Source organism: Ralstonia sp. R-29, assembly GCF_049913345.1.
Lineage (GTDB): Bacteria > Pseudomonadota > Gammaproteobacteria > Burkholderiales > Burkholderiaceae > Ralstonia.
In genome coordinates this window covers 1557822-1582826 of sequence record NZ_CP184378.1, presented here as the reverse complement: position 1 = coordinate 1582826, position 25005 = coordinate 1557822, and the positions used below count along the sequence as shown (strand labels likewise).

Sequence of the window (25005 nt, the reverse complement as noted above, 5' to 3'; positions counted from 1 at the left end):
ATCAATGTTCGATACGTGAGTGCTCGCGAGTATCGCGCATGAACACGTACACCAACAGCGACAGCAGGATCGTCCCCGTGACGTACCAGTAGAACAGCGACTCGTGACCGGCCTGCTTGAGCCACAGCGCGATGTACTCGGCCGTGCCGCCAAAGATCGACACCGTGAGCGCATACGGCAGGCCCACGCCCAGTGCCCGCACTTCCGCCGGGAACAGCTCGGCCTTCACCACAGCGTTGATCGACGTGTAGCCCGAGACGATCACCAGCGCGGCCATGATCAGGAAGAACGCCGTCCACACGTTGGTGGTCTGGCTGATGCCCGTCATGATGGGTACTGTGAACAGCGTACCCAGCACGCCAAACGCAATCAGGATCGGGCGACGGCCGATGCGGTCAGACAGCCCACCCACGATCGGCTGCAGCATCGCAAACAGCAGCAGCGTCGCGCCGGACACCAGCGTTGCCTGATCCTTCGACAGACCCACCGTGTTGGCCAGGAACTTCTGCATGTAGATCGAGTACGTGTAGAACGCGACCGTACCACCGAGCGTGAGGCCGACCACAGTGGCCACGGCGCGCGGATGCTTGGCCAATTCGGCCAGCGTGCCGCGCTTCTTGTTCGCTTTCGCGGCGGTAAAGGATTGTGTTTCTTCCATGTGCGAACGCATGCGCATCGCAATCAGCGCACACAGCGCGCCGATGAAGAACGGAATGCGCCAGCCCCAGGCTTCCAGCTGCTCATGCGTGAGCACGAACTGCTGCAGCACGATCAACAACGCCAGCGCCACCAGTTGCCCGGCGATGAGCGTGACGTATTGGAAGCTTGAGAAGAAGCCGCGGTTTTCCTTGTTGGCGACTTCGCTCAGGTAAGTGGCAGACGTGCCGTACTCTCCGCCGACCGACAGCCCTTGCAGCAGGCGCGCCAGCACCAGCAGCACCGGCGCGGCGACGCCGATGGTCGCGTAGCTCGGCGTGAGCGCGATGATGAGCGAGCCCATGCACATCAGCACCACAGAGAAAAACAACGCACGCTTGCGGCCATAGCGATCGGCATAGATACCCATCAGCCAACCGCCCACCGGTCGCGCCAAGAAGCCGACCGCAAACACGGCAGCGGTGTTCAGCAGTTGCGCAGTCTGGTCACCCTTCGGGAAGAACGACTTGGCAAAGTACAGCGCAAACGCGGAATACACATACCAGTCGTACCACTCGACCAGGTTGCCGACCGAACCGGAGAAGATAGAACGCAGACGACGGCGAACGTCTGCCGGGGTGTCTTTAGCGGGGGCTTGGGTGGGCGAGTGTGTGGGCACATGTGCGCCCGTGACCGCGCCAGCCTGGGGCTGAGTCATGGTGTCTCCTTGCTGCGTTGCGGCGGCAGTGCGCGCAACGTGCGGCCTGTCCACCGGTTTATGGGTGGCCGCTAATACTCAAGAAGCATTCCATGTGGGAAACCGGCATAGCAGATTCCCGCAAAGGCCCGTAGCACAAGGCTTTGCGGGAAATCGCCAGACTGGCGGGAAACAACGGAGGTGTGTGGTTTTCCAGAATCGGCCGGGCGCGCTGTGCGAAAACCCGCACGGCCGATGCCATGCAATCGTCAGCAAACGTCAAGCAGCCACACCGAGTGGGATGGCGTCGCGCACAAGCCGCTCCACATCGGCCGACGTTTCCTGTGAAACCGGCAGGCCAAGGCGCTCATACAGATACGCCTCAAAGTCAGCACGTACTTCCGGATGGCGTAGCGCAAACTCAACGGTCGCTTGCAGATAGCCAAACTTGCTGCCGCAGTCGAACCGCTGCCCACGATAGCGATAGGCCAGAATTTGCTCTTCGGCCAGCAAGCTCTGAATGGCGTCGGTCAATTGCAGCTCGCCGCCCGCACCCGGCGTGAGGTTGCGCAGATGATCAAAGATGCGCGGCGTGAGGATGTAGCGGCCCACCACACCCAGGTTGGACGGCGCTGTCTCCGGCGCGGGCTTTTCCACAATGCCGTCGAGCTTGACCAGGCGGTCATCCCACTCGCGGCCCGCCACCACACCATAGGAACGTGTCGCCTGCGGCGCGATCGTCTCGACCCCCACGATGGAGCAACGGTAGTGGTCGTACAGCTCCGTCATCTGCTGCATGACGGGCGGTTCGTGGTCCAGCAGATCGTCCGCCAGGATCACGGCAAACGGCTCGTCGCGTACCAGTTTCTGCGCACACAACACCGCGTGGCCCAGGCCCAGGGTCTCGGGTTGCCGCACGTAAAAGCACTCAACGCCGGGCGGTTTGATCGACTGGACCATGTCGAGCAGCGCCTGCTTGTTTTTGGCGGCCAGTTCGCTTTCCAGCTCGTACGCCTTATCGAAGTGGTCTTCGATGGCCCGCTTGGCGCGGCCCGTAATAAAGATCATCTCTGTGATGCCCGCGGCAGCCGCCTCTTCCACCGCATACTGAATTAGCGGCTTGTCGACGATCGGCAGCATCTCTTTCGGGCTGGCCTTGGTGGCGGGGAGAAAGCGTGTACCGAGCCCCGCCACGGGAAACACGGCCTTGGTGATCTTCTCGTTCATGACAACTCCATCGGTGAGACGTAGCGTCATGAGCAATTCATATGCCTGGGGGCCAGCGCGTCGGTTGAGGCGCCGTACTACGGCAGCGCGGCGGGCGACCAAGTGGCCGATCACGCCGTTTCTACAACCGGTTGCAAGTCCGTCACCTCAACTTTCAGCGCCGAAAGTCGGCAAAGCGTACCCAATTCTGCGTACGCGCCATCCCGGCTCTGCGGTACACCAAACCAGTAAGCGCACGCCAACAGTGCATCAGGGCGAGGGCTTGACCCAGCCTCGTGACACGGGCGCAGCGCGCTCCGGTGCTCGCCGATAGGCATCGATCTGCGCGCGCAATTGCGAGACTTCCGCCTCTAGCGTGCGGATACGCTGGCGCAGCTGATCCGCTTCGTTTTGTGTCTGCTGCCGCACCGCGTCGTTTTGCAGGCGGAGGAAGCGCTCTGTGCCAGCCAGGGCGCTGGCAGCGCCCTCGAGGCGCGATACCGTCTCAATCGTCTGTTCGATCCGCTCAAGGGTGGTGTCCGTCAACCTGGGCGAGATGACCGGCGCCGTGGCAAGCGCCTCGCCGAGGCGCCGCTCCAGATCGGCCATCGCGGCCTGCAATTGACGGTTACGCGCCGCTTCATGCTCCAGCGCGCGTTCCGCCACTTCCGCACGGATGCGCGCCTCCATCCATTCGGCGCCCGCACCCGGTGCACCAATCGCGCGCGACGCCACACGGTCCCGTTCCTCGCGCGCGGCTTGGTCCGTCGCGGGCCGAAGCGTACCCGTTTCTGCGGGCGCCCATGGGATCGGCCAAGGCTCAACGGCCTCTGGCGTGGGCCCACCTCCTGTCTCGCCTCGCCTGCGCGCCCTATCCACGGCCTTTTGGATCGTCGTATTGCTGGGCCGCCGCTCGACACCCGCCTCTGCCAGCCACTGCACATACCGCCGAACGCCGTAGACGCAGCGTGTCACGGCCTGAACTGCGTCGATCAGTTCATCCAGGAAGACCGCGTTGTCATGCGGAAATGCGACATCGAGTCGACGGACTGCCTCAACAATCCGCTGTTGCTGCTCAGTGGAGAACTGAAGACCCGGTCGAGCCACGAAATACGCCCCTTAACAATGTCCATATAGTGTACATGAAGGGTTAAAAACATCAACGTACTCATATTTACGATCATTATTTTATTATCGTGCTCATATAGTTGGAGGAGCTGTCGGAGCGCATTTGCCGCCCCGGGAGATCTTTGACAGCCGTCTTCCTGACCATCTGCCGCGGTTCGCCAGCGCAGAAACGGGTACGGGAAGGAGCGGAGTGGAGTCAGCAACATCGGCTGCTAGGCAAAGAAAAACGCCCCTGAAAAGGGGCGTTTGTGGCGGCAGGGGGGAGGCGAAGTCGCTATAGCAAGGCAACGTCCAAACCAAAGCGGCTTTTCAGCGCCTCGACCAAGGACTCTCGAGCGGCGCGATCCACCAGCTTGACGTCCAGCATGACGCGACCGGAATCCCACTCCTTGATTGTGCCGAGAAGATCACCCTCACTGCTCCTGATTTTGTACTGACGGCTGACTTCCTTGACCTTGCGGGTACGCCCTTCCTGGGCGACTTTCCGGATCTGCTCGACATCGCGGCTCGATAAGCCCTCCTCCAACACCCGATGTACAAGTTCGCGTGTCCGGTCCTCGCCCGCACTCTTGAAGTACAGCGTCAACTCGTAGCCGGTTGCGATGCCGATGCCAGCTGGCCGCTCTTTCATGACCTCGAGCACGGACTCCGGGAGCTTCAGCAACGCCAACGTCTTGTTGACGGTGCCGGCGGATACACCCGTAATCTCACAAATATCTTCTTCTTTTTTAACTTTTCCTTCGTCCAACAACTGGCGCCAAGCGATCGCGTTGTCGAGTACCGACTGGCCAGAGCGCTGCTCGTTGAGGACAAACGACAAGCGGTAGAAATCGATGTCCGATAGGCCAGCTTCAATGAAGCAGTCCATCTCGGCCTTGCCGGCAGCTGCCAGCGCCCGCTTGCGATAGTGGCCGTCGATCAGAACGTACCAGCCCGGCCTGGCCGGATCAGGCGCCGCAAGGCCGGGCGTCTGCTGGCCATGGGTGGCAATAGACGCCGCACGCTCCTGCACGGTCTGTGGATCATAGATGCGCCGTGCGTTCAGCGGATTTTCTTGCAGCCGGTCCAACGGAATCTTGACGACCCGCCGCTCAGACGTATTCGCCGGCGCTGCAGTTTCAGCGCTGAAAGTTGGGGCAGCAGGTTGCCCAAGCAAACCACGAGGGTGCGACGTAATGGCCTGTTCCGCCAACGCAAACCGGTCAACAGGGGTCGCTTTTGTTTTCTCTGCGGCGATGCCGGCGAGCATCCCATCCTTGAGCGATTTCAACTTCGCGCTCATACACGTTCCTCCTCCAACAACTGCAACAACTCGTCGACCATGACGTCGACTTCACTCACCGCCTCACGCGCTCCCGGTACCCCGTGCACGGTCGCGCCGATCGCCTGACACTCCCGGAATGCCGACCGCGAACCAATCATCGATTCCATCAACGGAATATCGCCGTCATCACCAAGAATTTCGATTGCCTGCTTGGCCAGCGACACTCGCCGCTGCACCATGTTCGCCAGCACGCGAATCCGCAAAGTTTCATTGGTAACTTGAGCCTGTTGGGCAAGCGCCTTTGCGGCAACGGCCGCCCAGAGATCCGGCGGCGAAGGCACCACGGGAATCAAAGCAATATCCGAGATCAATAGAGCACTGGAAGATGACGGGGAGTGCACGGCGGGTGGGCAGTCGACGACGATGTAATCGTAGTTCCCCACAAATTTACGGACTTCGCGGTGCATCGCGCCGCCTGAAGGTGCCAAGCCAATCACAGAGGCCGGGAACGGCTTTTCCTCCGGAGCTTGGGCGGCCCATCGGGTTGCCGTGCCTTGTTCGTCCATGTCGACCAGCAAAGTCCTATTTCCTCGTAGACCGAGGGTGCCCGCGATGTGCATGCTGACTGTGGTCTTGCCACAGCCGCCTTTCTGGTTGAATACCGTTACGATCTTGGCGCTCACTGGTCCTCCACTTTCAGCGCTGAAAGTCAGTAGCGCAATCTTAGGGAAGATAGCTTAGAAACACAAGATCGATAGAATTCAATTTATACAAATACAGATCGAGTGCAGGTCCACGGTCGTTAGAAATTGGGGCGCGTTCAGCACGCTTAAATTGAGATCTAAATGCGGTCTTTAGCGCATAACTTCCTGCGTTCTGACCATCGTCAACACAACTGCTAGGTGTTTACCAGTGGATGCATAAAAGCGACATTTCAAAAAAATGCCGCCCATCGACACTGTGTCCCAAACTGGTTATGATGCTTAGACAGTCGTCTGAAGACTTTGTCTACGCAGGATTCGGAATCAGCCGGACTCTTCGTGCGATGTCCGGATCGGCTGGACGACGTGTTTTTTGTTTTTTAAAGGAATTTTTGCATGGCCACGGGTACTGTCAAATGGTTTAACGAAACCAAAGGCTTCGGCTTCATCACTCCGGACGGCGGCGGCGCAGATCTGTTCGCGCACTTCTCCGAAATTCAGGGTTCGGGCTTCAAGACCCTGAAGGACGGCCAGAAGGTCACCTTCGAGGTGAAGCAAGGCCCGAAGGGTCTGCAAGCCTCCGGCATCAAGCCGGAATAAGCATGCTGAGCTGACACGCTCGACATGAAAAAGGGGAGCTTCGGCTCCCCTTTCTTTTTGCCTTCAGATTTTTCGTCAGGCCAGTTTTCGCACACTCGTCCGCGATGGCTGCAGGATCAACGCCTTCGAGGAGTCCGCATCCACCTTGGCATCCGGGTAGACGACGAGCACATCCTTCAGTGCCTTGCGGAACAACGCTCGGAATTTCCGTTCACTCTCCGTCTCGGTCCCGAACTGCATCTGCAGTGCCTCCCAGGGAATCTCCGTACGCTTTTGGATCGTGAAAAAGCGGTAGGTCAGCCAGGAATACACGTCGAGCGCAAACGGCGACTGTTTGAGCGCTTTCAATGCACGCATATCCACGGGCACGGGCCGGTTGACGAGCTCATTGAAGAACGGCTCAGACAGCACCACGAAGCTCTCGAACATGGAGCCCTGGCCTGGCTGCATCGGGTCCCACCACGTCGACAATTGGTCCGCGAGCAGATAACCGATCCGATCAATCGACAGCGGTTCCTGATTCTGGTTCTGGTTGGGCGCCGACTTGTTCTGCACGATGGCAATCGTGGCCGAGAACAGCCGAATCATCTGTTGGCGCACCAGCGTCATGGTGCCCCGCTTGCCCCCGGTGGCCATCGGGATACCGAGGTTGTACATGAACTCCGACAGCGAGTTGCCCAGTGAAATGCGGCGGTCTTCCACCGTGCCCTGGAACTCGCCGCGCTTCTTCTTGGCCATGATCTCCTTGCCGATCCAGGCCAACATCAAGCGCGGATATGACCCATAGGGATAGCCGAACGAGACAGTTTCCGAGACGATGCGCTGACGGCCGTTGCTTGCGCGTTCCGAACGCTGCTGGGTGAAGTATCCCGGCTGGATCATCAGCGAGATGTTGCCGCTGGACCGCGTCCAGACAGGTGGCGACCCTTTTGGCGCGCGGTAGGGGAGGGTGACCTGCACGCTGGCGCGGCTAAGGAAGCCAACTTCGCCGCTCTGCCAGGCATCTTCGCGCTCCATTGCCTGCGCTTCATCGAAGAGCCGCTGGAATTTCTCCGGCGCAGCAATGACTTGGCCCCCCGAAGGGACGATGATGCGGCCGGGTACGTCGTCTTCCGGCTTCCCGTTGGGTGTGGGGCGTTTGGTGACCATGGTGCGCGAGAATTGTTCAGAGCCTTTGTACTAAAACGCCTTCTCCTTGTCACGCAGAATCGGGTACGTTTTCTGATTTTTAATCGTCGCTCGGGGAAGGGCGTCGGTGGGCAACCTGCAGGGTTGTCCACGGAAGACCTTTCCTATCTACAAGGTATACATACTTACTACGTTTACTACAGGTAAACCGTATACGCACCCCGCCAAGCCTTGTCAGCAAAGGGTTTAGGGGGCCAAAACGTACCCGATTCTGCGCACGGGCGAACCCGATTCTGCGTGGTGGCGTACCCGCTTCTGCGCGCATCCGTACCCGCTTCTGCGCAAAGCCCGTACCGGAATCTGCGGGGACAACCTTCAGTTGTCCACAGTGTTATCCACAGAAAACAGGCAAAAACATGCCGCCTTTCGTGCGTCCAGCGCCTTTGCGTACCCGATTCTGCGTGAAAACATGCGGTTTCTGTGTGTGCAAGGGCTTTTCGCAGGCGCTTGCGTACCTGTTTCTGCGTGCCCATCTCCGAAAGCTACGTTTCAGTGCGTACCCAAATCTGCGCGCGCTTTCAGACCCCCCGTTTTTGTAAGGCCCGTTCTGATATTGGCTATCTACGAAAGCAAGTACACGCTTCACAGCTATCAAGCCCAGAACAAGGCGTACCTGTTTCTGCGGGGAGATCCTTACCGACAAACTCAGCGGTCTAAAGGGCCGCGCTGTTGTAAACGCCGGGAATCCAAACTTTCATCGCTGAAACTCGCTATGGCGACGGACCTAGCACGGAGCCCGCGCTGGCGCCCGCTCTCCCCCGTACCTGTTTCTGCGGGCAAAAACCCTTATTGGCCAACGGCTTGCGAGGCGGCATAGCGGACTGAGCGTACCCGTTTCTGCGAGCACGGTCGCAGAAATGGGTACGCGCTCGCATAGCTTGTCTCGCAGAAACAGGTTCGCTCGCCTGTCACAGAGGCTGCCCTCCTACTTCGCAGAAACGGGTACGCGTCTATGCGCTTGGCCCGCAGAAACGGGTACGCGACCCACCGCTCATGCCGGAAGTGCGTGTCTTTCGACTGCCAAGGCGATGCGTACCCATTTCTGCGCGGCTCGACGCAGAAATAGGTACGCAAATGGGCTTGGAAGCCGCTTGGTAGAGCGCGTACGCAGAAACGGGTACGGTGTCGCGCTGATTGCCCGTCCGCAAAGATGCTGAAGCGGTGGGGCATGGCACGTGCAGGTGCTAGGCGTTTCGGGCATCATGCGCATCCCGCGCGCTGGCCTGGCGCTTGGCTCGCGCGTTTTCCATCATTCCATTCGCATGAACAGTATTTCGACCCGCGCGCCCGTGGACGCCGGAATCTTGCTAACAGTAACGTCGCCCCATGGTGGGTGTGCATCGGGGGGGCTCGGTCCGGCACCGGGCCGGCCAGTGATGGCACTTCATAACAAGAGGAGACAAGCTGCATGACCTGGCTCACGCGTTTTTTCAAGTTGGAGGAACACCAGACCGACGTCCGCACCGAGGTGCTTGCCGGGCTGACGACGTTCCTGACGATGGCGTACATCATCTTCGTGAACCCGAACATCCTGGCCGACGCGGGCATGCCGCACGACGCGGTGTTCGTGGCCACCTGCATCGCCGCGGCGATCGGCACGATCATCATGGGGATGTACGCCAACTACCCGATCGCGATGGCGCCGGGCATGGGCCTGAACGCCTACTTTGCGTATGCGGTGGTCAAGGGCATGGGCTTTTCGTGGCAGGCGGCGCTGGGCGCGGTCTTTATCTCGGGGTGCCTGTTCCTGCTGGTCAGCGTGTTCCGCATCCGCGAGATGATCGTCAACGGGATTCCGCATTCGATCCGCGTGGCGATCACGGCGGGCATCGGGCTGTTCCTGGGCATCGTGTCGCTGCGCGGCGCGGGGCTGATCGTCGGCAACCCGGCGACGCTGGTGACGCTGGGCGATGTACACCAGCCCTCGGTCGTCCTGGCGGTGATCGGCTTCTTCCTGATCGTGGCGCTGGACCATTTGCGTGTGAAGGGCGCTATCCTGATCGGCATTCTTGCGGTGACGGCGGCGAGCTTCTTCGTTGCGGGCAACACCTTCCACGGCGTGGTGTCGATGCCGCCGTCGCTGGCCCCTACCCTGCTGCAGCTCGACATCATGGGCGCGCTGTCGGTGGGCATCCTGAACGTGGTGCTGGTGTTCTTCCTGGTCGAGCTGTTTGACGCGACCGGCACGCTGATGGGCGTGGCCAACCGCGCGGGCCTGCTCAAGCAAGGCAAGATGGACCGGCTGAACAAGGCGCTGCTGGCCGACAGCACGGCCATCATGGCGGGCTCGCTGCTGGGCACGTCGTCGACCACCGCGTACATCGAAAGCGCCTCGGGCGTGCAGGCCGGCGGCCGCACGGGCCTGACCGCGCTGACGGTGGCGGCGCTCTTCCTGCTGTGCCTGTTCTTCTCGCCGCTGGCGGGCGTGGTGCCGGCTTATGCGACGGCGCCTGCGTTGCTGTATGTGTCTTGCCTGATGCTGCGCGAACTGGTCGACCTGAATTGGGAAGACACCACCGAAGCCGTGCCGGCCGTGCTGACGGCGCTGATGATGCCGTTCACGTATTCGATCGCCAACGGCGTCGCCTTCGGCTTCATCACGTATTCGGGTCTGAAGCTGTTCACGGGCCGCATGCGCGAGGTGCCGATCATCGTGTGGATCATCTCGGCGGTGTTCCTGTTCCGCTTCTTCTATCTTTCAGGCGGGCATTGAGCCCGACGCTGAACACAACGCGGACCTTCGGGTCCGCTTTTTTTTTGGGGGGGTCGCCAGGGAAAAGCGTACCTATTTCTGCGTGCGATTTTTGGCCGAAGCGTACCCGTTTCTGCGTGCCTTCGTGGGCGATCTGGAGATGGGGCGTACCCAATTCTGCGGACAAAGTCAGCGGTAACTGTTCTACAGAACAGGGCAACCATTGGGTTCGACGGCGCGCGCGAACGCCGGTAGCACACGTGGTGCGTACCCGTTTCTGCGCGATGTGTGGAGGAATGTCAGGCCGACGGGGTGGCCAACGAGGTGGCCAACTTACGGGCCGCGTCGGCGATGCTGGCGGCCAGGTCGGTCTCGCGAGCGCGCACGGCAACGGTGGGCAATGCGGCAAGACCGAGAGCATGCGCGATGTCTGCGGCGGGCTCTCCGGCGGCAAGGCGCTCATGCAGATGCGCCGCGCGCACGCCGCGCAATGAGGCACTGGCCAAGCGCTTGGCGGCATCGGGTTGACCCATGATGCGGGCGTATTCGGCGGCCTCGGCGAGCATGGCTTTGACGATGAGCAGCAGTTGCGAGCGTGACACTAGGCCCTTGCGTTCGCCGAAATCGCGGCGCAGGGCGGGGGAATCGATGATGCTGCCATCTGCGCGTTGCGGCGAACGCTTGCGCACCGAGAGCAAAAGCGGTGTGGTTTCGCCCGGCAGGGGGAGCGGCGATAAGCCGAATGCGGTGCGGTACTCGCGCAAGGTGCCCATCAGCGCATCACAGGGGAGCCAGCGCTGCGCGCGCCCCTCCCCCACACAGAGCAACCACACCGAGGTCGGCAGCGCGGTGTCCGTTGCATGGTCTGCCTTCGGTACGGCATGTAATGCCACGTCGCCCATGCGCGCACCGACGAGTTCCGACACGCGCAAACCGGCCTGCGTGAGCAGCACGGCAAGGAAGTGGTCGCGCGTCTGCCGCAAGCGGGCTTCGCGGCCCAACGCGACGCGCGCCTGCACGGCGTCGACCATCAATGCCATGTCGGCTGCGCTCAGCGCTGCTTCTGTATGTGTCGACAACGGTTGTGGGGCGCGCGTGGCCACGCTGACGGTGGGGACGGCGATGACGATCGCATCGTCGTCAAGGAACGGGTTGGAGCGCAGATAACCCTGGCGCAGCAACCACCCGCACAGATTGGCGGCGATGACGCTGCTCTGCCGCGCGGAGCGTGCCGACAGCGGCCCGCGCAGCGGCGTCCAGTTGGCATCGTCACGTTCGATGCCGCGCACACTGATCGCCCAGCCGGGCGGGTCTTGCAAAAAGCGCAGGTAGGCGAGCGCATCTTCACGCTGCCACGACGCAAGTGGCTTGGCGAACGTGCGCGCATACCAGCACACCCGCTCCGCTTCGACCCGGTATTGCGACAGTGTTGAAGCGCTGACCGCCCGGGCGCCGGACGCACGCGCGTCGAGCCACGCCTGCACGCGCTCGCGTTCGAGGGCACAGGCCTCTCGACCGGCCTGGGAGGCGGCGTTGTCGGTTGGAGGCGCGGTATTTGCCGGGCGCGGTTGGGGCATGCGGAAAGCGTGAAGCTCGCGAAAAACCGGATCGCGCAAGTATAGCGAGACGCATTGGTGCGCCCCGCATTCATGGTGTTTGCACAGCGATTCAACAGCCCCGGGCACGCAGCCTGCTCGAAGGGATGCGTCGCACAAGCATGTCGGAGGCGCTCCGACACGACGATCGGGGCCGGATTGATCGGCGCGCCACCCTGCGCGCGGCGGTCGTGGGCACCCGTATGTTGGCGACAACGTGCAGGGGTACGCGCATGTGCGGCCCCTTTCAAGATGCTTTCCTCCGAGGTGAAAGATGAAGAGTCAGATCAGGAAGATCGTTGCCGTGCTGGCATTGGGTTCATTGGGTGTGCTTGCCGCGTGCGGCGGCGGCAGCGATGACATCGGCCAGATCATCGGCACCAGCGCGCCGCAGTACCGCACGATGCACGTCAACCCGTTCATCGGCAACGTGGACTTCGGTGTCAACGGCACCGTCAAGATTGCCAATGTCGGCTTCAAGAACGTCAGCAACTATTTCGGCATCGATTCCGCGGCGAGTGTCGCCACCGTGTCCAACGCGGGCAGCACGTCGCCGCTGGCATCGACTAACTTCAGTCCGGCCAATGGCCACCGCTACACCGGGTTGGCCATCGTGGGTGCCACAGGTTCGGCAACCAGCCTGGCGATCATCGATGACCCGTACAACAAGTCGATCCTGTCGGATAAGGCACGCGTGCGTACCTTCAACGCGTCATACAACGCGCCCAATGTAGATGTGTACGTGACGGCGCCCAATGCGGACCTCTCCGCCGTATCACCCACCATGGGCGGGGCCGCTTACGGCAGCGCTTCGCCGGCCAGCACGCAGGATTCGATCTACGTGGACGGCGGCACCTACCAGGTCCGCGTAACAACAGCCGGCACCAAGACCGTCATCTTTACCTCGCAGCCATTTAGCCTCGGCAATAACGCCGACTGGTTGATCACCACGTTGCCCGCTGGCGGCACGGGCGCGGTCACGCCGAATGCGATTCGCGTGCTGGTGGCCCAGGCCAATGGTGCGGCGCAGACTGCCACGGAACTGGCGTCGCAATAACGGCCTGAAGGTTTAAGGCATTGCGAATGCGGTGCTGATGCACCGCATCTCTTTTTGTCGATCGGCGTCGGGAACGAAATCTGCTACAACATGGCGCGACGCGTACATCTGTACGCCGGCCAACGCTGGCGCACGACGCGCCTAAGCGCGTGTAATCCTCGCGTGTCATCTCTTGCGTAAGGAAGCCTTGACGTGTTCTGGATTGACGATCCCCTGACGGGAACACGCTTGCACGTCAGCGCAGCGACACAGAACTGGGGTGTGCAGCCGTCGTCGTTGTGTGGCGACCGTGAGCGGTGGCTGGCCCACGTGCACCCCGACGACCACGCCGCGCTCCGTGCCGCCTGGGACGGCCTGGCGCATGGGCGGGACTTCGTGCTCGAGTACCGCTGGATTGGCGCCGGCCAGGCCGAGCAGCGCGTGCGCGAGCGTGGCTGCCTGATTCCCGGGATTCAGGGTGCGCCTGCCCACGCTGTCGGCATGATCGAAGACGTGACACAACGCCAGCAGACGCTGGCCGCGCTCACCGAGTCGGAATTCCAGCTGCAATGGTTGACGGAAAGCGTGCCCTTTCCCCTGGTGCAGATCGACCCTGCCCATTGCGTACGCTTTGCAAACCATGCTTACGCGCAGCGCTTTGGCTTGCCGCTGGATGCCGTGCTGGGCCGGCCGTTGCGCGAGTTGATGGGCGAGGCCGCCTACGCGCGCGTGCTCACCCATCTGGACGAGGCCTTCGCTGGCCGGCGCGTGGATTTTGAGATGGAGCTGCCGTATCCACGCGATATCGGCCTGCGCTTTGTCCACGCTGCCTACTCGCCGCAACATGCGCCCGACGGAAGCGTGCAGGCCATCGTGTGCGTGGTGGAGGACATCACTGAGCGCAAGGATGCCGAGCGCGAACGCTTCCGGCACCAGCGCGAGTTCGTCACGCTGATCGAGAACGCGCCGGATGTCATTGCACGGTTCGATCGCGACTTGCGCTGCGTCTATGTGAACCGCGCCGTGATCGACGCCTTTGGCGTGACACCCGCCGCCGTGATGGGGCATGCACTGGCCGCGTCACCGTTGCCGGCTGCCGTCACCGGGCCGTTGGACGCCGCAGCCCGGTTGGCCTTCAACACGGGCGCCGAGCAAACGCTCCACCTGCATCTCGAAGTGAGCGAGGGCCGCACGCGCGTGGCGCACTACAACGTGCGCGTGATTCCGGAAGCCGACCACACTGGCGCGATCGAGTCAGCGCTGCTCATCGTCTATGACGTGACCGAACGTACGGAGGCGGGGCGTGAGCGCGATGCGCTGTTGCGGCGCGAGCAAGCCGCGCGTGCACAGGCCGAGGCCGCCACACTCGCGCGTGACCAGTTTCTCGCGGTGGTGTCGCATGAACTGCGCTCGCCGCTCAATGGCATCCAAAACTGGACGTATGTGCTGGAGAGCCAGCTGGCGGACGGCCCGCCCCTGGTCCAGCGGGCACTCGCCGGCATCAAGACCGGCGTGGAGCAGCAGGTGCGGCTGATTGAAGACCTCCTCGACGCGACGCGCGTCATGAGCGGTAAGTTGCGCCTGACCCGCGCGCCGTTTGTGCTGCGCATGGCATTGGAGCGCGCGCTCAACAGCGTGCGTGCACTGGCCGCCGAGCACGCCATCACGCTGCATACGTCCAGCGCGCTCGACATGCATGAGATCGACGGCGATGCGGATCGCATCGAGCAGATCGTCTGGAACCTGCTGACCAACGCCATCAAGTTCACGCCGCCGGGCGGTGATGTATGGCTGTCTGCGGATCTGGTGGGCGAGGTCGCGCGGGTGGTGGTGCGCGATAACGGGCGTGGCATCGGGCCTGCATTCCAGCCGTATCTGTTCGATCCGTTTCGTCAGGCGGATGGCGCGCACACACGGCGCACCGGTGGCCTCGGGCTCGGGCTGGCGCTGGTCAAGCGGCTGACCGAACTGCACGGCGGCCGCGTCCATGCCCACAGTGATGGCGACCAGCAAGGCGCCACCTTCACCGTCTATCTGCCGCTGCATGCCGGAGTGGAATTGACCCCGCCCCTGGCCGAGGACCCCGTGCGTAGCGGGCCACTGCCCTCGCTGGCGGGCTTGCGCGTGTTGCTGGTGGATGATCAGCAGGACGCGCGCGATGCGCTGGCCACGCTGCTGACCCAGGTCGGTGCGCAGGTGGGCAGCGCCGGTTCGGGCCGCGAGGCGATGACGCAGCTCGATGCGGGGGGCGTGGAGGCCAGGCCGCAGGCCTTGGTGTGCGACATCGCCCTGCCGGATGAAGATGGCTACGCGATCCTGCAGAACATTCGCAGCTGGGAACGGCGCCATTTGCCGACGGGCGCCGCGCCCATTGCGGCGGTCGCGCTGACTGCGTTTGCGCAGCCCGATGATCGTGCACGCGCACTGGCCAGTGGCTTTCAAGAGCACCTTGTGAAGCCGGTCTCCCCCTATGACTTGGTGCGCACCTTACGCAATCTGACCGTGCGGTAGGCGCGCAAACCAGGGCCAAGGCATGACGCTTGCGCAGAGGACGGTGCACCACTTTCTCTGCCATGTCCGACGTGCCTTCACTCCACCCGCCCCCCCCAACGTCCGTCGACGAGGCTGTATCGCACGCCCCGCTGCTCGGTGGGATGCATCAGCCTGCATGGCGGTTGGCGGTCGTGCTGGTGGCGATTGGCGGCACGCTGGTGTTTCTGCAGTGGGCGCGCGTGTTTCTCGTGCCATTCACCTTTGGCGTGGTGCTGGCGTTTGCGTTGAACCCGCTGGTGGTGCGTCTGCAGCGTTGGTACGTGCCGCGCGCGTTGGCAGCTGCGGTGGTGGTGCTGGGCCTGTGGGTGGCCGGCGGTGCGCTGGCCTTCGGCATGCAGGATGGCGTGTCGGCCATGGCCGAGCGCATTCCGGTGGCGGCCGAGCGCATGGCCCAATCAGTCGATCGCCTGCGTGACCGATTGGGCGGCGCGTTCGAGAAGATGCGCAAGGTCACCACGGCCGTGGAACATGCCACCGATGGCGTACAGGGCAAGCCTCCCCCTCCGCCTGCCCGACGTGCTTCGGCAACGGCCCCCGGTGCGCCCGCCGATTCCCCCTTGCTGCCGCTGCGCGAGTTTGTGTGGACCGGTTCGGCCAATCTATTCGCATTGGCGGGCCAATTGGTGGTGGTGTCGTTTCTCGTGTATTTCCTGCTGGCTTCGGGGCAGGCGCTCAAGCGCAAATGGGTGCGCGCGGTCGGTCGTACGTTGAGCGAGAAGAAGCGCGCGGTGCGCATGATGGCCGTGATCGGCACGCAGATCCAATACTCGCTGCTGGTGCTGTTCGCGACCAACATCGTGCTCGGCCTTGTGACGGCCGTGGCGTTTGTGTGGCTCGGCATGGAAGACGCCGCGGTGTGGGGCATGGCCACCGCCGTGCTGCATTTCGTGCCGTATCTCGGTTCAGTCGTGATTGCGGTGGCCAGTGGCATCGGCGCGTACCTGCAGATGGGGACGTGGTCGGATGCGCTTGTCGTGGCAGGCACGACGCTGCTGCTGGCCACGCTGATCGGCACACTGCTGGTGACCTGGTTGCAGAGTCGCGCATCCAAGCTGGACCCCTGCGTGGTCTACATCGGGCTATTGCTGTGGGGTTGGTTGTGGGGCGTGTGGGGGCTGCTGCTGGGGACGTCTGTGACGGCGATGATCAAGGTGGTGTGTGACCACGTGGAACACCTGCGCCCGCTGGGCGCGCTGCTGGGTACGACGGACGCGCCTGCCGGCGTGTCGCAACGGCTGTTCGATCGGCTGCGTGGTCGCCCGACGCGGCGCCCAGAACGTGTGCACCGGCATTGAGCGCCAGCATGGAACATCCCACGCAGCAAGCGTTACAAGCGCTCATGTAACCGTTACGCGACGCGTGCGATGGCTGCATTGGCAAGGACGCTACGCAAGCGGCTGATAACGCAGATGCGGCGTGCGTGTGATGCGATGGCGCTGTGTGCTAACAGCGCTGGGCACGTCAGTTGCGGCTGGCAGGACATCCTCAGTTCGTCCGCAGGAGGGCGCCATGAATCCGCACCGAGGTGCCGTCGTCTGCGGTGCAAACCAGGGCGACGATCGCGACGCGACATCGGGCGGTGCCAAGCGCGCCAACGAGCGTGTCGATACCGTACTCGGCAAGCCGGAGACCGGCGCACCAGATGCGTCAGAGCGGTTGCCACATGCGCGTGACGAACAGCTCGAAGACCAGCGTTCGGGGCCGCGCGCCGACATCGAGCAGGCCGCCCGCGATGTCGAGAGCGGCCAGCTCGATACCGATCTGCATAACACCCCCGGTGTAGAGCGCGTGGCGCGCGAACGGCATCCTGCCAACCAGGAAGACCGCGACCGGCAGGTTGCAAACCGCAGCGCGGACGATCTTGCCGACAAGCGTGGTCAGGATGCGCGTCCTGCCCATCCGCGCAATGAACCGAAACGTTGAGCCCCATTTGAGCCCATCCTATGCGCATTGCCTACGTGACCGAGACTTGGCCGCCCGAGCTCAATGGCGTGTCCCTGACCGCAGCGCGGACAGTGGCGTTTCTGTGCGCGCGCGGCCATGACGTGATGCTCGTGCGTCCGCGTCAGCGCGCCATTGATGCGGGACAACCTGCCCTGACGAGCGATACCTTGCGCGTGCCCGGCGTACCGATCCCGCTGTATCCGGACCTGCGCATGGGGCTGCCCGCGCGCCGCCGGTTGCAACGTGCGTGGCAAACGTACACTCCTGACCTTGTGCATGTGGCCACGGAAGGGCCCCTCGGCTGGTCCGCCATTCAGGCGGCGCGGCGGCTCGGTGTGCCGGTGACTTCGGATTTCCGCACCCGCTTTGATGAGTACGGCCGGCACTACGCATGGGATGGCGCAGCGACCTTGGTGCGCGCGTATCTGCGTGCATTTCATAACCGTACCGATCGCACCTTTGTGCCCACACGCGAGCTACGGCAGCAACTGCACGCATTCGGTTTTGAACGCCTGAGCATCAGCACGCGCGGGGTGGATGCAGACCGATTCGCACACCGCTATCGCAGCGAAGCCTTACGCGCGCAATGGGGCGTTCATGACGACGCGCCCGTCGTACTCACCGTGGGGCGCCTTGCCGTGGAGAAAAATCTCGACGTCGCACTCGCCGCGTTCGATGCCATCCGAGCACGTGTATCGAATGCGCGGCTGGTGATGGTGGGCGATGGCCCGCAGCGGCTTGCGCTGCAACGGCGTTGTCCTGACGCCGTATTTGCCGGCGTGCGGCATGGGGAAGCACTGGCCGCGCATTACGCGTCGGCAGATGCCTTTCTGTTTCCGAGCCTGACCGAAACCTTTGGCAATGTCGTCGTGGAGGCGATGGCCAGTGGCCTGCCCGTGGTGGCGTTCGACACCGCGGCGGCCGGCATGCATGTACGCAATGGCGAGAACGGCTGCCTGGTGCCCGTCGGAGACACCGCCGCGTTCACGCACGCCGCCACGCAGCTCGCTGCAGATGCGGTATTGCGCGCGCGCCTGGGCCGTGCCGCACGCGCGACCGCGCAAGCGCTCGACTGGCCCCGCGTACTGGAAGGGTTTGAAGCGGCACTCCTGGCTGTGCATCACGCAGCCACCACCGGCGAGGCCTACCATGGCGACGCACGCCTGGCCTGACGGGAAGCGCTGGCGCGAGCGTGATCGGCAGCTTGCCGTTGCGCTCAACCACATTGCCGGCGATGCCTCTGTCATGCGTTTCTATCGTGGCGTCAGCCGCTTGGGCGACGGCATGCTGTGGTACGCGCTGATGGCCGCGCTACCCGTGGTCGGTGGGGACACCGGTTGGGAATGTGCCAAGCAGATGGGTCTGACGGGGCTGCTCTCGCTCGTCATCTACATCCTGCTCAAGCGCGGTGTGTGCCGGCCGCGGCCGTATCTGTCGTGTGAAGAAATCCACCTGTGCGGGCGCGTGCTCGACCAGTTCAGCTTTCCGTCGGGGCACACCTTGCACGCCGTGTCGTTCAGCATCGTCATGGCGGCGTACTACCCGCGCATGGCGTTGGCACTGGCGCCGTTCACGCTGATGGTGGCGCTGTCGCGCGTGATTCTCGGCCTGCATTACCCGAGCGACGTGCTGGCCGGCGCAGGGCTCGGCATGCTCATCGGCGGGTTGTCGGTGTGGCTCTTCTAGTGCCTTGGTACGACGCTCAGTACGAGGTTTGCGGTTGGCTGGGGATTGTCGTTTCCGGCCCACCCATCCACGCTTGCGCCAGCACCTGTGCGAAGCCGTTCTTGGTGACGGGCGTCCGCGTTTCCAGGCAAGTGGCCAGCAGTTCCTGCCAGTGGCGAATCACCTCGGGATAAGCGGCATCTGCGGGATGCAACCCCAGACGCAGCAGGGGAGCCTGCGCGTGCTGGTGCGCCAACCAACGCAGGTAATAACGCGACACCAACCGACGCGCGGGCGAGCGCACGCTGTAAGTCAGGCATGGCGCCTTGAGCGCGCGCCTCGGGTGCAGCAGGTAGAAGCGTTGCAGTGTGGTCGTATAACGCAGCGGCAAGCCATCCAGCGCTTGCCATGTGGCGGCATTCATCAGCCAGGCCGGGGCGACAAAGCCGTGCAGCGGCCAGCCGTTGGCGGCAAACCACGCCGCACCGGCGGTGATGCGCTGACGGGCGGCCGCCAGTGGAATGGCCGAGAACTCGCCTTCGCCCGCGGTGTAGCGCGTGCGGATGAGCTGATCGACGAAGCCACCCGGCGGCTGATCATCCAGATGCGCATAGCCGTGGAGCACGAGCTCATCGCCTTCGGCCAGGCACTCGGTCATGACACGGCAGAAGCGCTCGCTGTTGCGCGCCGTCGGGCCGCGGTAGAAGTTGGGAATGACCAGCAGCGATTTGGGCACCGGGCACACCTCGTCCAACGCGTTGAGCAACACCTTGCACGCGGGCCAGGTGGCGGGCGTGACATCGTGCATGGCGAGGACGAGGTAGCGCGACATGGTGCGAACTTATCGGTTGCGAGCAGCGCGCCGGCGCATGCGGGTGTCGTGAGAGGTTTCCGCAGGCGCGGCAGCCTGCCGGCCGAGCAGTGCCAGATAGCGGCGCAGCAACTGCGGTAACACCACACGCCAGTCGTACTGCATGGCATGGCGGCGCGCGGCATGTGCCAGCGCCACCGGATCGTGTTGCCGCAGGGCGTGCAGCGCCTGCGCAAATTCGTCGGCGCGGCAGTGCGGCACGGCATGGCCGACGTGGTCATTGACCAGCTCGCCAAGTCCCCCGGCGGCGCACGTCACCACGGGCACGCCGCTGGCCATGGCTTCCAGCGCAACCAAGCCGAAGGTTTCCTGGTCGCCGGCATGAACGAACACATCCGCACTGGCCATGGCGGCGGCCAACTGCTGCGCGTCGCCTTCATACGGCAGCGCGCGCACGTGCTTGCCGCGCGGCGGTGTTGGGCCGGATCCGATGGTGACGAGCGTGGTGCCGTCGTTCAGTTTGTCGACGGCATCGCACAGTACGTGCAGGTTCTTTTCGGGTGCATAGCGGCCGACGTACAGCAGCACGCGTGCATCGCGCGGCAGGCCGAGCTTTTCGCGCCAGCGCAGCGAGCGCCGCGTCGGGTGGAAGAGCCGCGTATCCACCCCCAACGGTTGCAGCTCGATGCGCTGCACACCCAGGTCGACTACCTTCTGCGCGATGTAGCGGCTGGGTACGAACACGGTATCGAAGTGCGGATACAACTTGCGCGCATACGCTGCGGCGGCCAGCTCAGCGGGTGGCCCGCCCAGGCGGCGGAAGAATGCTGGCAGATCAGAGTGGCAGAACGCCGCCACGGGCACGTGCAAACGCGCCCCTGCGTGCAACGCTGCCCACGACAAGCGATACGGATCGCCCGCTTCAATCAGGTCCGGCTGCAACGCGCACAGTGCCTGTTCAGCCGGTCCGCTACGCAACGGTATGCGATAGCCCTGCGACAACGGTAGCGGCACGCCCGGCACCACGGCGATCTCGTTGGTCGCATCGTCTGCCGTGCCCGGCACCACCAGCGTGTGCCGCCAATGCGTCGAACGCAGAAAATCGTGCTTGGCCCGCAGATAGCGTTTGACGCCACCGCTTTCGGCCGCCCAGAACATCGTCACGTCAGCCAGATGCAACGACGCGCTGGTGGCGTCGTTGGCGTGGTCGTGGATGGGGAGCTTGCGCAAGGCGGGTCCTTGTGGCGTGTGCTTAGACTTGCCGCCGCATTTCAGCCGGCGCAATGCGCATCAACCCACGGTACTTGGCGACCGTGCGGCGCGCGACGATCACGCCTTGCTCGGCCAGCATCTTAGCGAGCGACACGTCCGACAGCGGCGCATCCGCATCTTCGGCTTCGATCATCTCCTTGAGCAGCGCACGCACCGACGCGGCCGAACACGCGCCGCCCGTGTCGGTCGCCAGCTGGCGCGAGAAGAAATACTTGAACTCGAAGATGCCGCGCGGCGTGGCCATGTACTTGTTGCCGGTCGCGCGCGAGATGGTGGACTCATGCAAGCCCAGCTCTTCGGCCACGTCGCGCAGCACCAGCGGCTTCATCGCCACCTCGCCGTATTCCAGAAAGTGCTTCTGGTGCGCGACGATGGCCTCGGCCACACGCTGGATAGTGGCGAAGCGCTGCTGTGCATTGCGGATCAGCCAGCGTGCTTCCTGCAGTTGATGCGCCAGCGGCGTGCGGTGGTGCCCGCGCGTCTGCGCAAACAACTCTGCGTAGACCTTGTTGATGCGCGCGCAAGGCGCAACGGCAGGGTTCGTCACCGCTATCCACTTGCCCTTGATCTTGGCGACGATCACATCGGGCACGATGTAGCCCGCATGCGCTTGCGAGAAACGCAGCCCGGGGCGCGGGTCCAGCATGCGGATCAGCGCGCACGCGTCGCGCAGTTCGTCTTCGGTACAGCCGAGCGCGCGGCGCATCTGCGTGAACTCGCGCTTGGCCAGACGCGGCAAGTGGCTGCGGACGATGTCGTGGGCAATTTCCTGGATGCGCTCTTCGGCCTCGGTGTCGGCCGGGCGCGCTTCGATCTGCAAGCGCAGGCATTCCGACAAGTCACGCGCGGCCACGCCCGGCGGGTCCAGGCTTTGCACCAGCGCCAGCGCGATTTGCATTTCCTTTTCGGTCGGCGCGGGTTCCACCGGTGCCAACGGCATCAACTCGGTCAGTAACTGGCGCAGATAGCCATCATCGTCCAGCGCTTCAATCACGGTCTGTGCCAGCAGGCAATCGCGGTCCGACAGGCGATAGCTGCTCAACTCCTGATGCAGGTGCTCGCGCAGGCTCGGCATGGCGTGCACCCATTCGCCGATGTCGCTGTCTTCGCCATCGCCGTGGTGGGTGCCACCGTGGCTGTAGTAGGTGCCGAAGTCGGCCGGAAATTCTTCCGATGCGGCGAGCGTTGCGTCGGTTTCAATGGCGCTGGTGGTGGTTTCTAGCGGGGCCTCGTCGATGGGCGTGTGATCGGCGCTCGCACCCTCCAGGTCGGTCGAAGGGGGCGCATCGCCCACGCGCGCGGTCTCGGCCTGCGCGCCTTCTTGTTCGACCTCTTCCAGGAACGGGTTGCTGGCGAGCGCTTCTTGCATTTCCTGCGCAAATTCGGTTGCGGACAACTGCAGCAGCTTCACCGACTGCTGCAGCCGCGGCGTGAGCGCGAGATGCTGCTTCGCACGCATTTCGAGAGCGGCCTTGACCATTCGCCTTGCCTCCTTGGGTGAGTGGGCGTCGACGTTTGCGTCGACATGTCTCTCGAGCAATGCAAAGCGTGTGCCATGTCAGCAAAGCCAGATACGGCAAGGCTTTACGGGCGGCTGGCACGCCGTTTCTACACGGTCATGTCGTTTTTTATATGCGTCGTGTTGCCGGCACATGACAGTGCGGCGCACGCGTGCGCGCTGCAGTGCGGTATCGATGCGCGAGATAGGAAGAAGCAGGAAGAAGGAGGAAGGTGGCATCGCAGGTACATGCGTTGCTGCGGATGCGTGCATGGAAGACGCGTTGCGGCGCGCTTTCATGGCGCGCAGTTGCCCACCATCGCACCATCCACATCCACGGAGAAACCACTATGCGAACACGTTTCCTGACCGTTGCGCTTGCCAGCGCGCTTCTCAGCCTCGGCATGAGCACGGCCATGGCGCAGACAACCACCGCCCCGCTCGATAACCAGGAGTCCAGCAACCCGACCAAGGCCCCCGGCAAGCGCACCGACCCGCCGTCTTCCACGGCAGACCGTACCGCCAATACGCCCATGGCAGGCGGCGATGCCACACCGGCCACAGGCGACAGCGATACCGACAAGCCCATGCACAAGAGCAAGAAGCCACGCCACCACAAGAAGGCGACGCCGCCGGGCGGCTCCAACAGCGCGGGCGATATGTCGCATTCCGGCGTGCAACATGGCGGCAACGATGCTGCGACCACCACCGGCAATTCGCAGCCGGGTTCGTCGAAGTCGGGTCAATAACGCGGGAGGGTTGCCATGACGATGTCGCGCACCAGAGTGCTATCAACGGGGCCGCGCATGCGGGCAGAAACCGAGCCCGCGCCGCGTCGACGTGCACCCGCACCGCATGAGCGCCGTCGCCACGAGCATCCGGGCGAGCGCACGCAGGCGCATCCGCGCTAGAACATCAGCGCGGATGGATCGAGCAAGGAAGGCCTGGGAGTATTCAGGCCGCCATGCTGGCGGCCGCGTTGCTCTGGTAGAGGTCGAGGCGGTTGTACAGCGTCTTCAGGCTCACGCCGAGTGTCTTGGCAGCCTGGCGCTTGTCACCGTGGAAGTGCTCCAGCGTGGCGAGGATCATCGCGCGCTGTGCATCGGCCAGCGTCACGCCCACCGACAGGTTCAGCACGCCTTCCTTCACGGTCGGGCCGCCCGGTCGCCCGGGGCCACGTGTGGGCGACATCGGGTTGTCCAGCTCCACCGTCTTCTCGCCGAGGATGTAGCCACGCTGCACGGCATTGCGCAGTTCGCGCACATTGCCGGGCCACGCGTGGTTGCGTAGCGTAGCGAGCGCGGTACGTGAGAACACCTTGTCGGTCTGGTGTGCCGCGTTGAATTGCGCGAGAAAGTGCTGGGCCAGTTCCTCGATGTCGTCGTCGCGCTCGCGCAGGGGTGGCACATGCAGCGGCACCACGGCCAGGCGGTACATCAGGTCTTCGCGGAAGGCGCCGTCGGCCACCGCTTCCATCAGGTTGCGGTTGGTGGCCGCAATAATGCGCGCGCGGGTCTGGATCGGCTCGGTGCCGCCCACACGCATGAACACGCCTGTCTCCAGCACGCGCAGCAGCTTGACCTGCATCTCGGCCGGCATCTCGGTAATTTCATCGAGAAAGATCGTGCCGCCGCTGGCGTGTTCGAAGTAGCCCGTATGCCGCTGGCCCGCGCCGGTAAAGCTGCCCTTCTCGTGGCCGAACAGCTCCGACTCGATCAGGTTGGGCGAGATGGCGCCGCAGTTCACGGCAATGAAGGCCTGGTCCGCGCGCGGACTCATGTCGTGCACGGTTCGCGCGATCAACTCCTTGCCGGTGCCCGATTCCCCCATGATCAACACGGTGGCCAGCGTGCCCGAGACCTTGCCGATCTGGTGGTACAGCGCACGCATCACCGGCGAACGGCCGTAGAGGTGGCCGAAGTCCGGCTGTGCGACGGTGATTGGGGTCTGGGGTGCCGCGCTGGCGGCAGGCTGGTTGGCGGAGGCGTCGGCGAATTCGGTGTCAGCGAATTCGGCATCGTCGGCCAGGGTCGGGGGGCAGGGCAGCCGCCCGGTGGTCAATGCGCGCTCATCTGCGAAGGCTTCGCTCAAGGACATGGCTCCCTCGTGTTCAGTCACGACAGGATGTCTGGGCGCGGCGCCCTCCGCTCAGCGGTACGGGCTCCTGAAGGCTTGGCGCGTCGTCATCCCGTCACATTGTGTTGAAAAGTTGAGCCATTATCGGGGCCGCGTGCGCGCGTTGTATGTCGGGCAGGCGCTGACGTTTCGGCCATCCTGTCGGTCAAACGCTGACAAGATTCGGGCCTGAGACGCTTGCGGGGCGCCGATTTCACATCGATATGCGGTGGCTAAGCGGCGTACCGTGTCCATTTGCCCGCGCGGGTGGCGAAGCGTTGGTCGTCTCAACTATGCTGAGGACACCCCGCTCGCCATGGCTGCGCCAGCGTGAGTGACGTATCCGAGTCTTTTCTTGCACGGGCCGTTGTAAAAATTACCGATCTCCGTGCCGGCAAGCGGGC

At 63.5% G+C, this 25005-nt stretch carries 20 protein-coding genes; 9 read left to right on the top strand and 11 right to left on the bottom strand.

Annotation, left to right across the window (positions count from 1 at the left end; all coding sequences use genetic code 11):
- Window position 1: 1 nt before the first annotated feature.
- The 5 genes from ACN9M1_RS24295 to ACN9M1_RS24275 all read right to left on the bottom strand — a co-directional run bounded on the left by ACN9M1_RS24295 (window position 2) and on the right by ACN9M1_RS24275 (window position 5614).
- Window positions 2–1354: an MFS transporter gene (locus tag ACN9M1_RS24295; protein ID WP_426399421.1), complete on the bottom strand. Its 1353-nt coding sequence runs from the start codon at window positions 1352–1354 to the stop codon at window positions 2–4.
- A 258-nt stretch (window positions 1355–1612) separates the two neighbouring features.
- Window positions 1613–2560 (bottom strand): UTP--glucose-1-phosphate uridylyltransferase GalU, encoded by a 948-nt coding sequence (gene galU / locus ACN9M1_RS24290; protein WP_426399420.1) that lies wholly within the window; start codon window positions 2558–2560, stop codon window positions 1613–1615.
- Window positions 2561–2809: 249 nt separating this feature from the next.
- A complete protein-coding gene (locus tag ACN9M1_RS24285; protein ID WP_426399419.1) occupies window positions 2810–3646 on the bottom strand; it encodes a DNA-binding protein in 837 nt (278 codons plus the stop codon).
- Window positions 3647–3941: 295 nt separating this feature from the next.
- Window positions 3942–4949 (bottom strand): ParB/RepB/Spo0J family partition protein, encoded by a 1008-nt coding sequence (locus ACN9M1_RS24280; protein ID WP_426399418.1) that lies wholly within the window; start codon window positions 4947–4949, stop codon window positions 3942–3944.
- Window positions 4946–5614, bottom strand: a complete 669-nt coding sequence (locus tag ACN9M1_RS24275; RefSeq protein WP_426399417.1) for an AAA family ATPase — start codon at window positions 5612–5614, stop codon at window positions 4946–4948. The genes ACN9M1_RS24280 and ACN9M1_RS24275 overlap by 4 nt, the downstream gene beginning before the upstream one ends.
- A gap of 414 nt (window positions 5615–6028) precedes the next feature.
- Here ACN9M1_RS24275 and ACN9M1_RS24270 point away from each other — a divergent pair, with 414 nt between their 5' ends.
- Window positions 6029–6232: a cold-shock protein gene (locus ACN9M1_RS24270; RefSeq protein WP_199028067.1), complete on the top strand. Its 204-nt coding sequence runs from the start codon at window positions 6029–6031 to the stop codon at window positions 6230–6232.
- 75 nt (window positions 6233–6307) lie between these two features.
- Here the strand turns inward: ACN9M1_RS24270 and ACN9M1_RS24265 are convergent, their stop codons facing one another.
- Window positions 6308–7381 (bottom strand): replication protein RepA, encoded by a 1074-nt coding sequence (locus ACN9M1_RS24265; protein WP_426399416.1) that lies wholly within the window; start codon window positions 7379–7381, stop codon window positions 6308–6310.
- A 1447-nt stretch (window positions 7382–8828) separates the two neighbouring features.
- On the opposite strand from ACN9M1_RS24265, the gene ACN9M1_RS24260 reads away from it, so the two are divergent.
- Window positions 8829–10133 carry an NCS2 family permease gene (locus tag ACN9M1_RS24260; protein ID WP_426399415.1) on the top strand — a complete coding sequence of 435 codons (1305 nt, stop codon included), beginning with the start codon at window positions 8829–8831 and terminating at the stop codon, window positions 10131–10133.
- A gap of 278 nt (window positions 10134–10411) precedes the next feature.
- Here ACN9M1_RS24260 and ACN9M1_RS24255 read toward each other — a convergent pair whose 3' ends face one another.
- Window positions 10412–11689 (bottom strand): integrase, encoded by a 1278-nt coding sequence (locus ACN9M1_RS24255; protein ID WP_426399414.1) that lies wholly within the window; start codon window positions 11687–11689, stop codon window positions 10412–10414.
- 292 nt (window positions 11690–11981) lie between these two features.
- Here ACN9M1_RS24255 and ACN9M1_RS24250 point away from each other — a divergent pair, with 292 nt between their 5' ends.
- From ACN9M1_RS24250 to ACN9M1_RS24225, 6 genes are all read left to right on the top strand, one after another.
- Complete coding sequence (locus tag ACN9M1_RS24250) at window positions 11982–12764, top strand: DUF4397 domain-containing protein (RefSeq protein WP_426399413.1); 783 nt, start codon at window positions 11982–11984, stop codon at window positions 12762–12764.
- Between the two features lie 192 nt (window positions 12765–12956).
- Entirely contained in the window at window positions 12957–15254 is a 2298-nt protein-coding gene (locus ACN9M1_RS24245) for a PAS domain-containing protein (protein WP_426399412.1), read from the top strand.
- 143 nt (window positions 15255–15397) lie between these two features.
- Complete coding sequence (locus ACN9M1_RS24240) at window positions 15398–16591, top strand: AI-2E family transporter (RefSeq protein WP_426399411.1); 1194 nt, start codon at window positions 15398–15400, stop codon at window positions 16589–16591.
- Window positions 16592–16805: 214 nt separating this feature from the next.
- A complete protein-coding gene (locus tag ACN9M1_RS24235) occupies window positions 16806–17219 on the top strand; it encodes a hypothetical protein (protein ID WP_426399410.1) in 414 nt (137 codons plus the stop codon).
- 20 nt (window positions 17220–17239) lie between these two features.
- Window positions 17240–18412 carry a glycosyltransferase family 4 protein gene (locus ACN9M1_RS24230; RefSeq protein ID WP_426399409.1) on the top strand — a complete coding sequence of 391 codons (1173 nt, stop codon included), beginning with the start codon at window positions 17240–17242 and terminating at the stop codon, window positions 18410–18412.
- Window positions 18390–18926, top strand: a complete 537-nt coding sequence (locus tag ACN9M1_RS24225) for a phosphatase PAP2 family protein (RefSeq protein WP_426399408.1) — start codon at window positions 18390–18392, stop codon at window positions 18924–18926. The genes ACN9M1_RS24230 and ACN9M1_RS24225 overlap by 23 nt, the downstream gene beginning before the upstream one ends.
- Window positions 18927–18942: 16 nt before the next feature.
- Here the strand turns inward: ACN9M1_RS24225 and ACN9M1_RS24220 are convergent, their stop codons facing one another.
- From ACN9M1_RS24220 to ACN9M1_RS24210, 3 genes are read right to left on the bottom strand one after another with little or no spacing between them, the layout of a single operon-like run.
- Window positions 18943–19737, bottom strand: coding sequence for a DUF2334 domain-containing protein (locus tag ACN9M1_RS24220; RefSeq protein ID WP_426399407.1), 795 nt, complete (start codon window positions 19735–19737; stop codon window positions 18943–18945).
- A 9-nt stretch (window positions 19738–19746) separates the two neighbouring features.
- Complete coding sequence (locus tag ACN9M1_RS24215) at window positions 19747–20946, bottom strand: glycosyltransferase family 4 protein (protein WP_426399406.1); 1200 nt, start codon at window positions 20944–20946, stop codon at window positions 19747–19749.
- A 22-nt stretch (window positions 20947–20968) separates the two neighbouring features.
- Window positions 20969–22468: an RNA polymerase factor sigma-54 gene (locus ACN9M1_RS24210; protein ID WP_426399405.1), complete on the bottom strand. Its 1500-nt coding sequence runs from the start codon at window positions 22466–22468 to the stop codon at window positions 20969–20971.
- A 368-nt stretch (window positions 22469–22836) separates the two neighbouring features.
- On the opposite strand from ACN9M1_RS24210, the gene ACN9M1_RS24205 reads away from it, so the two are divergent.
- Window positions 22837–23235, top strand: a complete 399-nt coding sequence (locus ACN9M1_RS24205) for a hypothetical protein (RefSeq protein WP_426399404.1) — start codon at window positions 22837–22839, stop codon at window positions 23233–23235.
- A 205-nt stretch (window positions 23236–23440) separates the two neighbouring features.
- Here the strand turns inward: ACN9M1_RS24205 and ACN9M1_RS24200 are convergent, their stop codons facing one another.
- A complete protein-coding gene (locus ACN9M1_RS24200; RefSeq protein ID WP_426399403.1) occupies window positions 23441–24583 on the bottom strand; it encodes a sigma-54 interaction domain-containing protein in 1143 nt (380 codons plus the stop codon).
- Window positions 24584–25005: the final 422 nt, after the last annotated feature.

What these genes read in the sequence shown, in the direction of transcription:
- ACN9M1_RS24270 (WP_199028067.1), top strand. Translation starts at nt 6,029, where the DNA reads ATGGCCACGGGTACTGTCAAATGGTTTAACGAAACCAAAGGCTTCGGC.
- ACN9M1_RS24225 (WP_426399408.1), top strand. Translation starts at nt 18,390, where the DNA reads ATGGCGACGCACGCCTGGCCTGACGGGAAGCGCTGGCGCGAGCGTGAT.
- ACN9M1_RS24295 (WP_426399421.1), bottom strand. Translation starts at nt 1,354, where the DNA reads ATGACTCAGCCCCAGGCTGGCGCGGTCACGGGCGCACATGTGCCCACA.
- ACN9M1_RS24280 (WP_426399418.1), bottom strand. Translation starts at nt 4,949, where the DNA reads ATGAGCGCGAAGTTGAAATCGCTCAAGGATGGGATGCTCGCCGGCATC.
- ACN9M1_RS24205 (WP_426399404.1), top strand. Translation starts at nt 22,837, where the DNA reads ATGCGAACACGTTTCCTGACCGTTGCGCTTGCCAGCGCGCTTCTCAGC.
- ACN9M1_RS24235 (WP_426399410.1), top strand. Translation starts at nt 16,806, where the DNA reads ATGAATCCGCACCGAGGTGCCGTCGTCTGCGGTGCAAACCAGGGCGAC.
- ACN9M1_RS24200 (WP_426399403.1), bottom strand. Translation starts at nt 24,583, where the DNA reads ATGTCCTTGAGCGAAGCCTTCGCAGATGAGCGCGCATTGACCACCGGG.
- ACN9M1_RS24250 (WP_426399413.1), top strand. Translation starts at nt 11,982, where the DNA reads ATGAAGAGTCAGATCAGGAAGATCGTTGCCGTGCTGGCATTGGGTTCA.
- ACN9M1_RS24240 (WP_426399411.1), top strand. Translation starts at nt 15,398, where the DNA reads ATGCATCAGCCTGCATGGCGGTTGGCGGTCGTGCTGGTGGCGATTGGC.
- ACN9M1_RS24255 (WP_426399414.1), bottom strand. Translation starts at nt 11,689, where the DNA reads ATGCCCCAACCGCGCCCGGCAAATACCGCGCCTCCAACCGACAACGCC.
- ACN9M1_RS24210 (WP_426399405.1), bottom strand. Translation starts at nt 22,468, where the DNA reads ATGGTCAAGGCCGCTCTCGAAATGCGTGCGAAGCAGCATCTCGCGCTC.
- galU (WP_426399420.1), bottom strand. Translation starts at nt 2,560, where the DNA reads ATGAACGAGAAGATCACCAAGGCCGTGTTTCCCGTGGCGGGGCTCGGT.
- ACN9M1_RS24265 (WP_426399416.1), bottom strand. Translation starts at nt 7,381, where the DNA reads ATGGTCACCAAACGCCCCACACCCAACGGGAAGCCGGAAGACGACGTA.
- ACN9M1_RS24230 (WP_426399409.1), top strand. Translation starts at nt 17,240, where the DNA reads ATGCGCATTGCCTACGTGACCGAGACTTGGCCGCCCGAGCTCAATGGC.
- ACN9M1_RS24220 (WP_426399407.1), bottom strand. Translation starts at nt 19,737, where the DNA reads ATGTCGCGCTACCTCGTCCTCGCCATGCACGATGTCACGCCCGCCACC.
- ACN9M1_RS24260 (WP_426399415.1), top strand. Translation starts at nt 8,829, where the DNA reads ATGACCTGGCTCACGCGTTTTTTCAAGTTGGAGGAACACCAGACCGAC.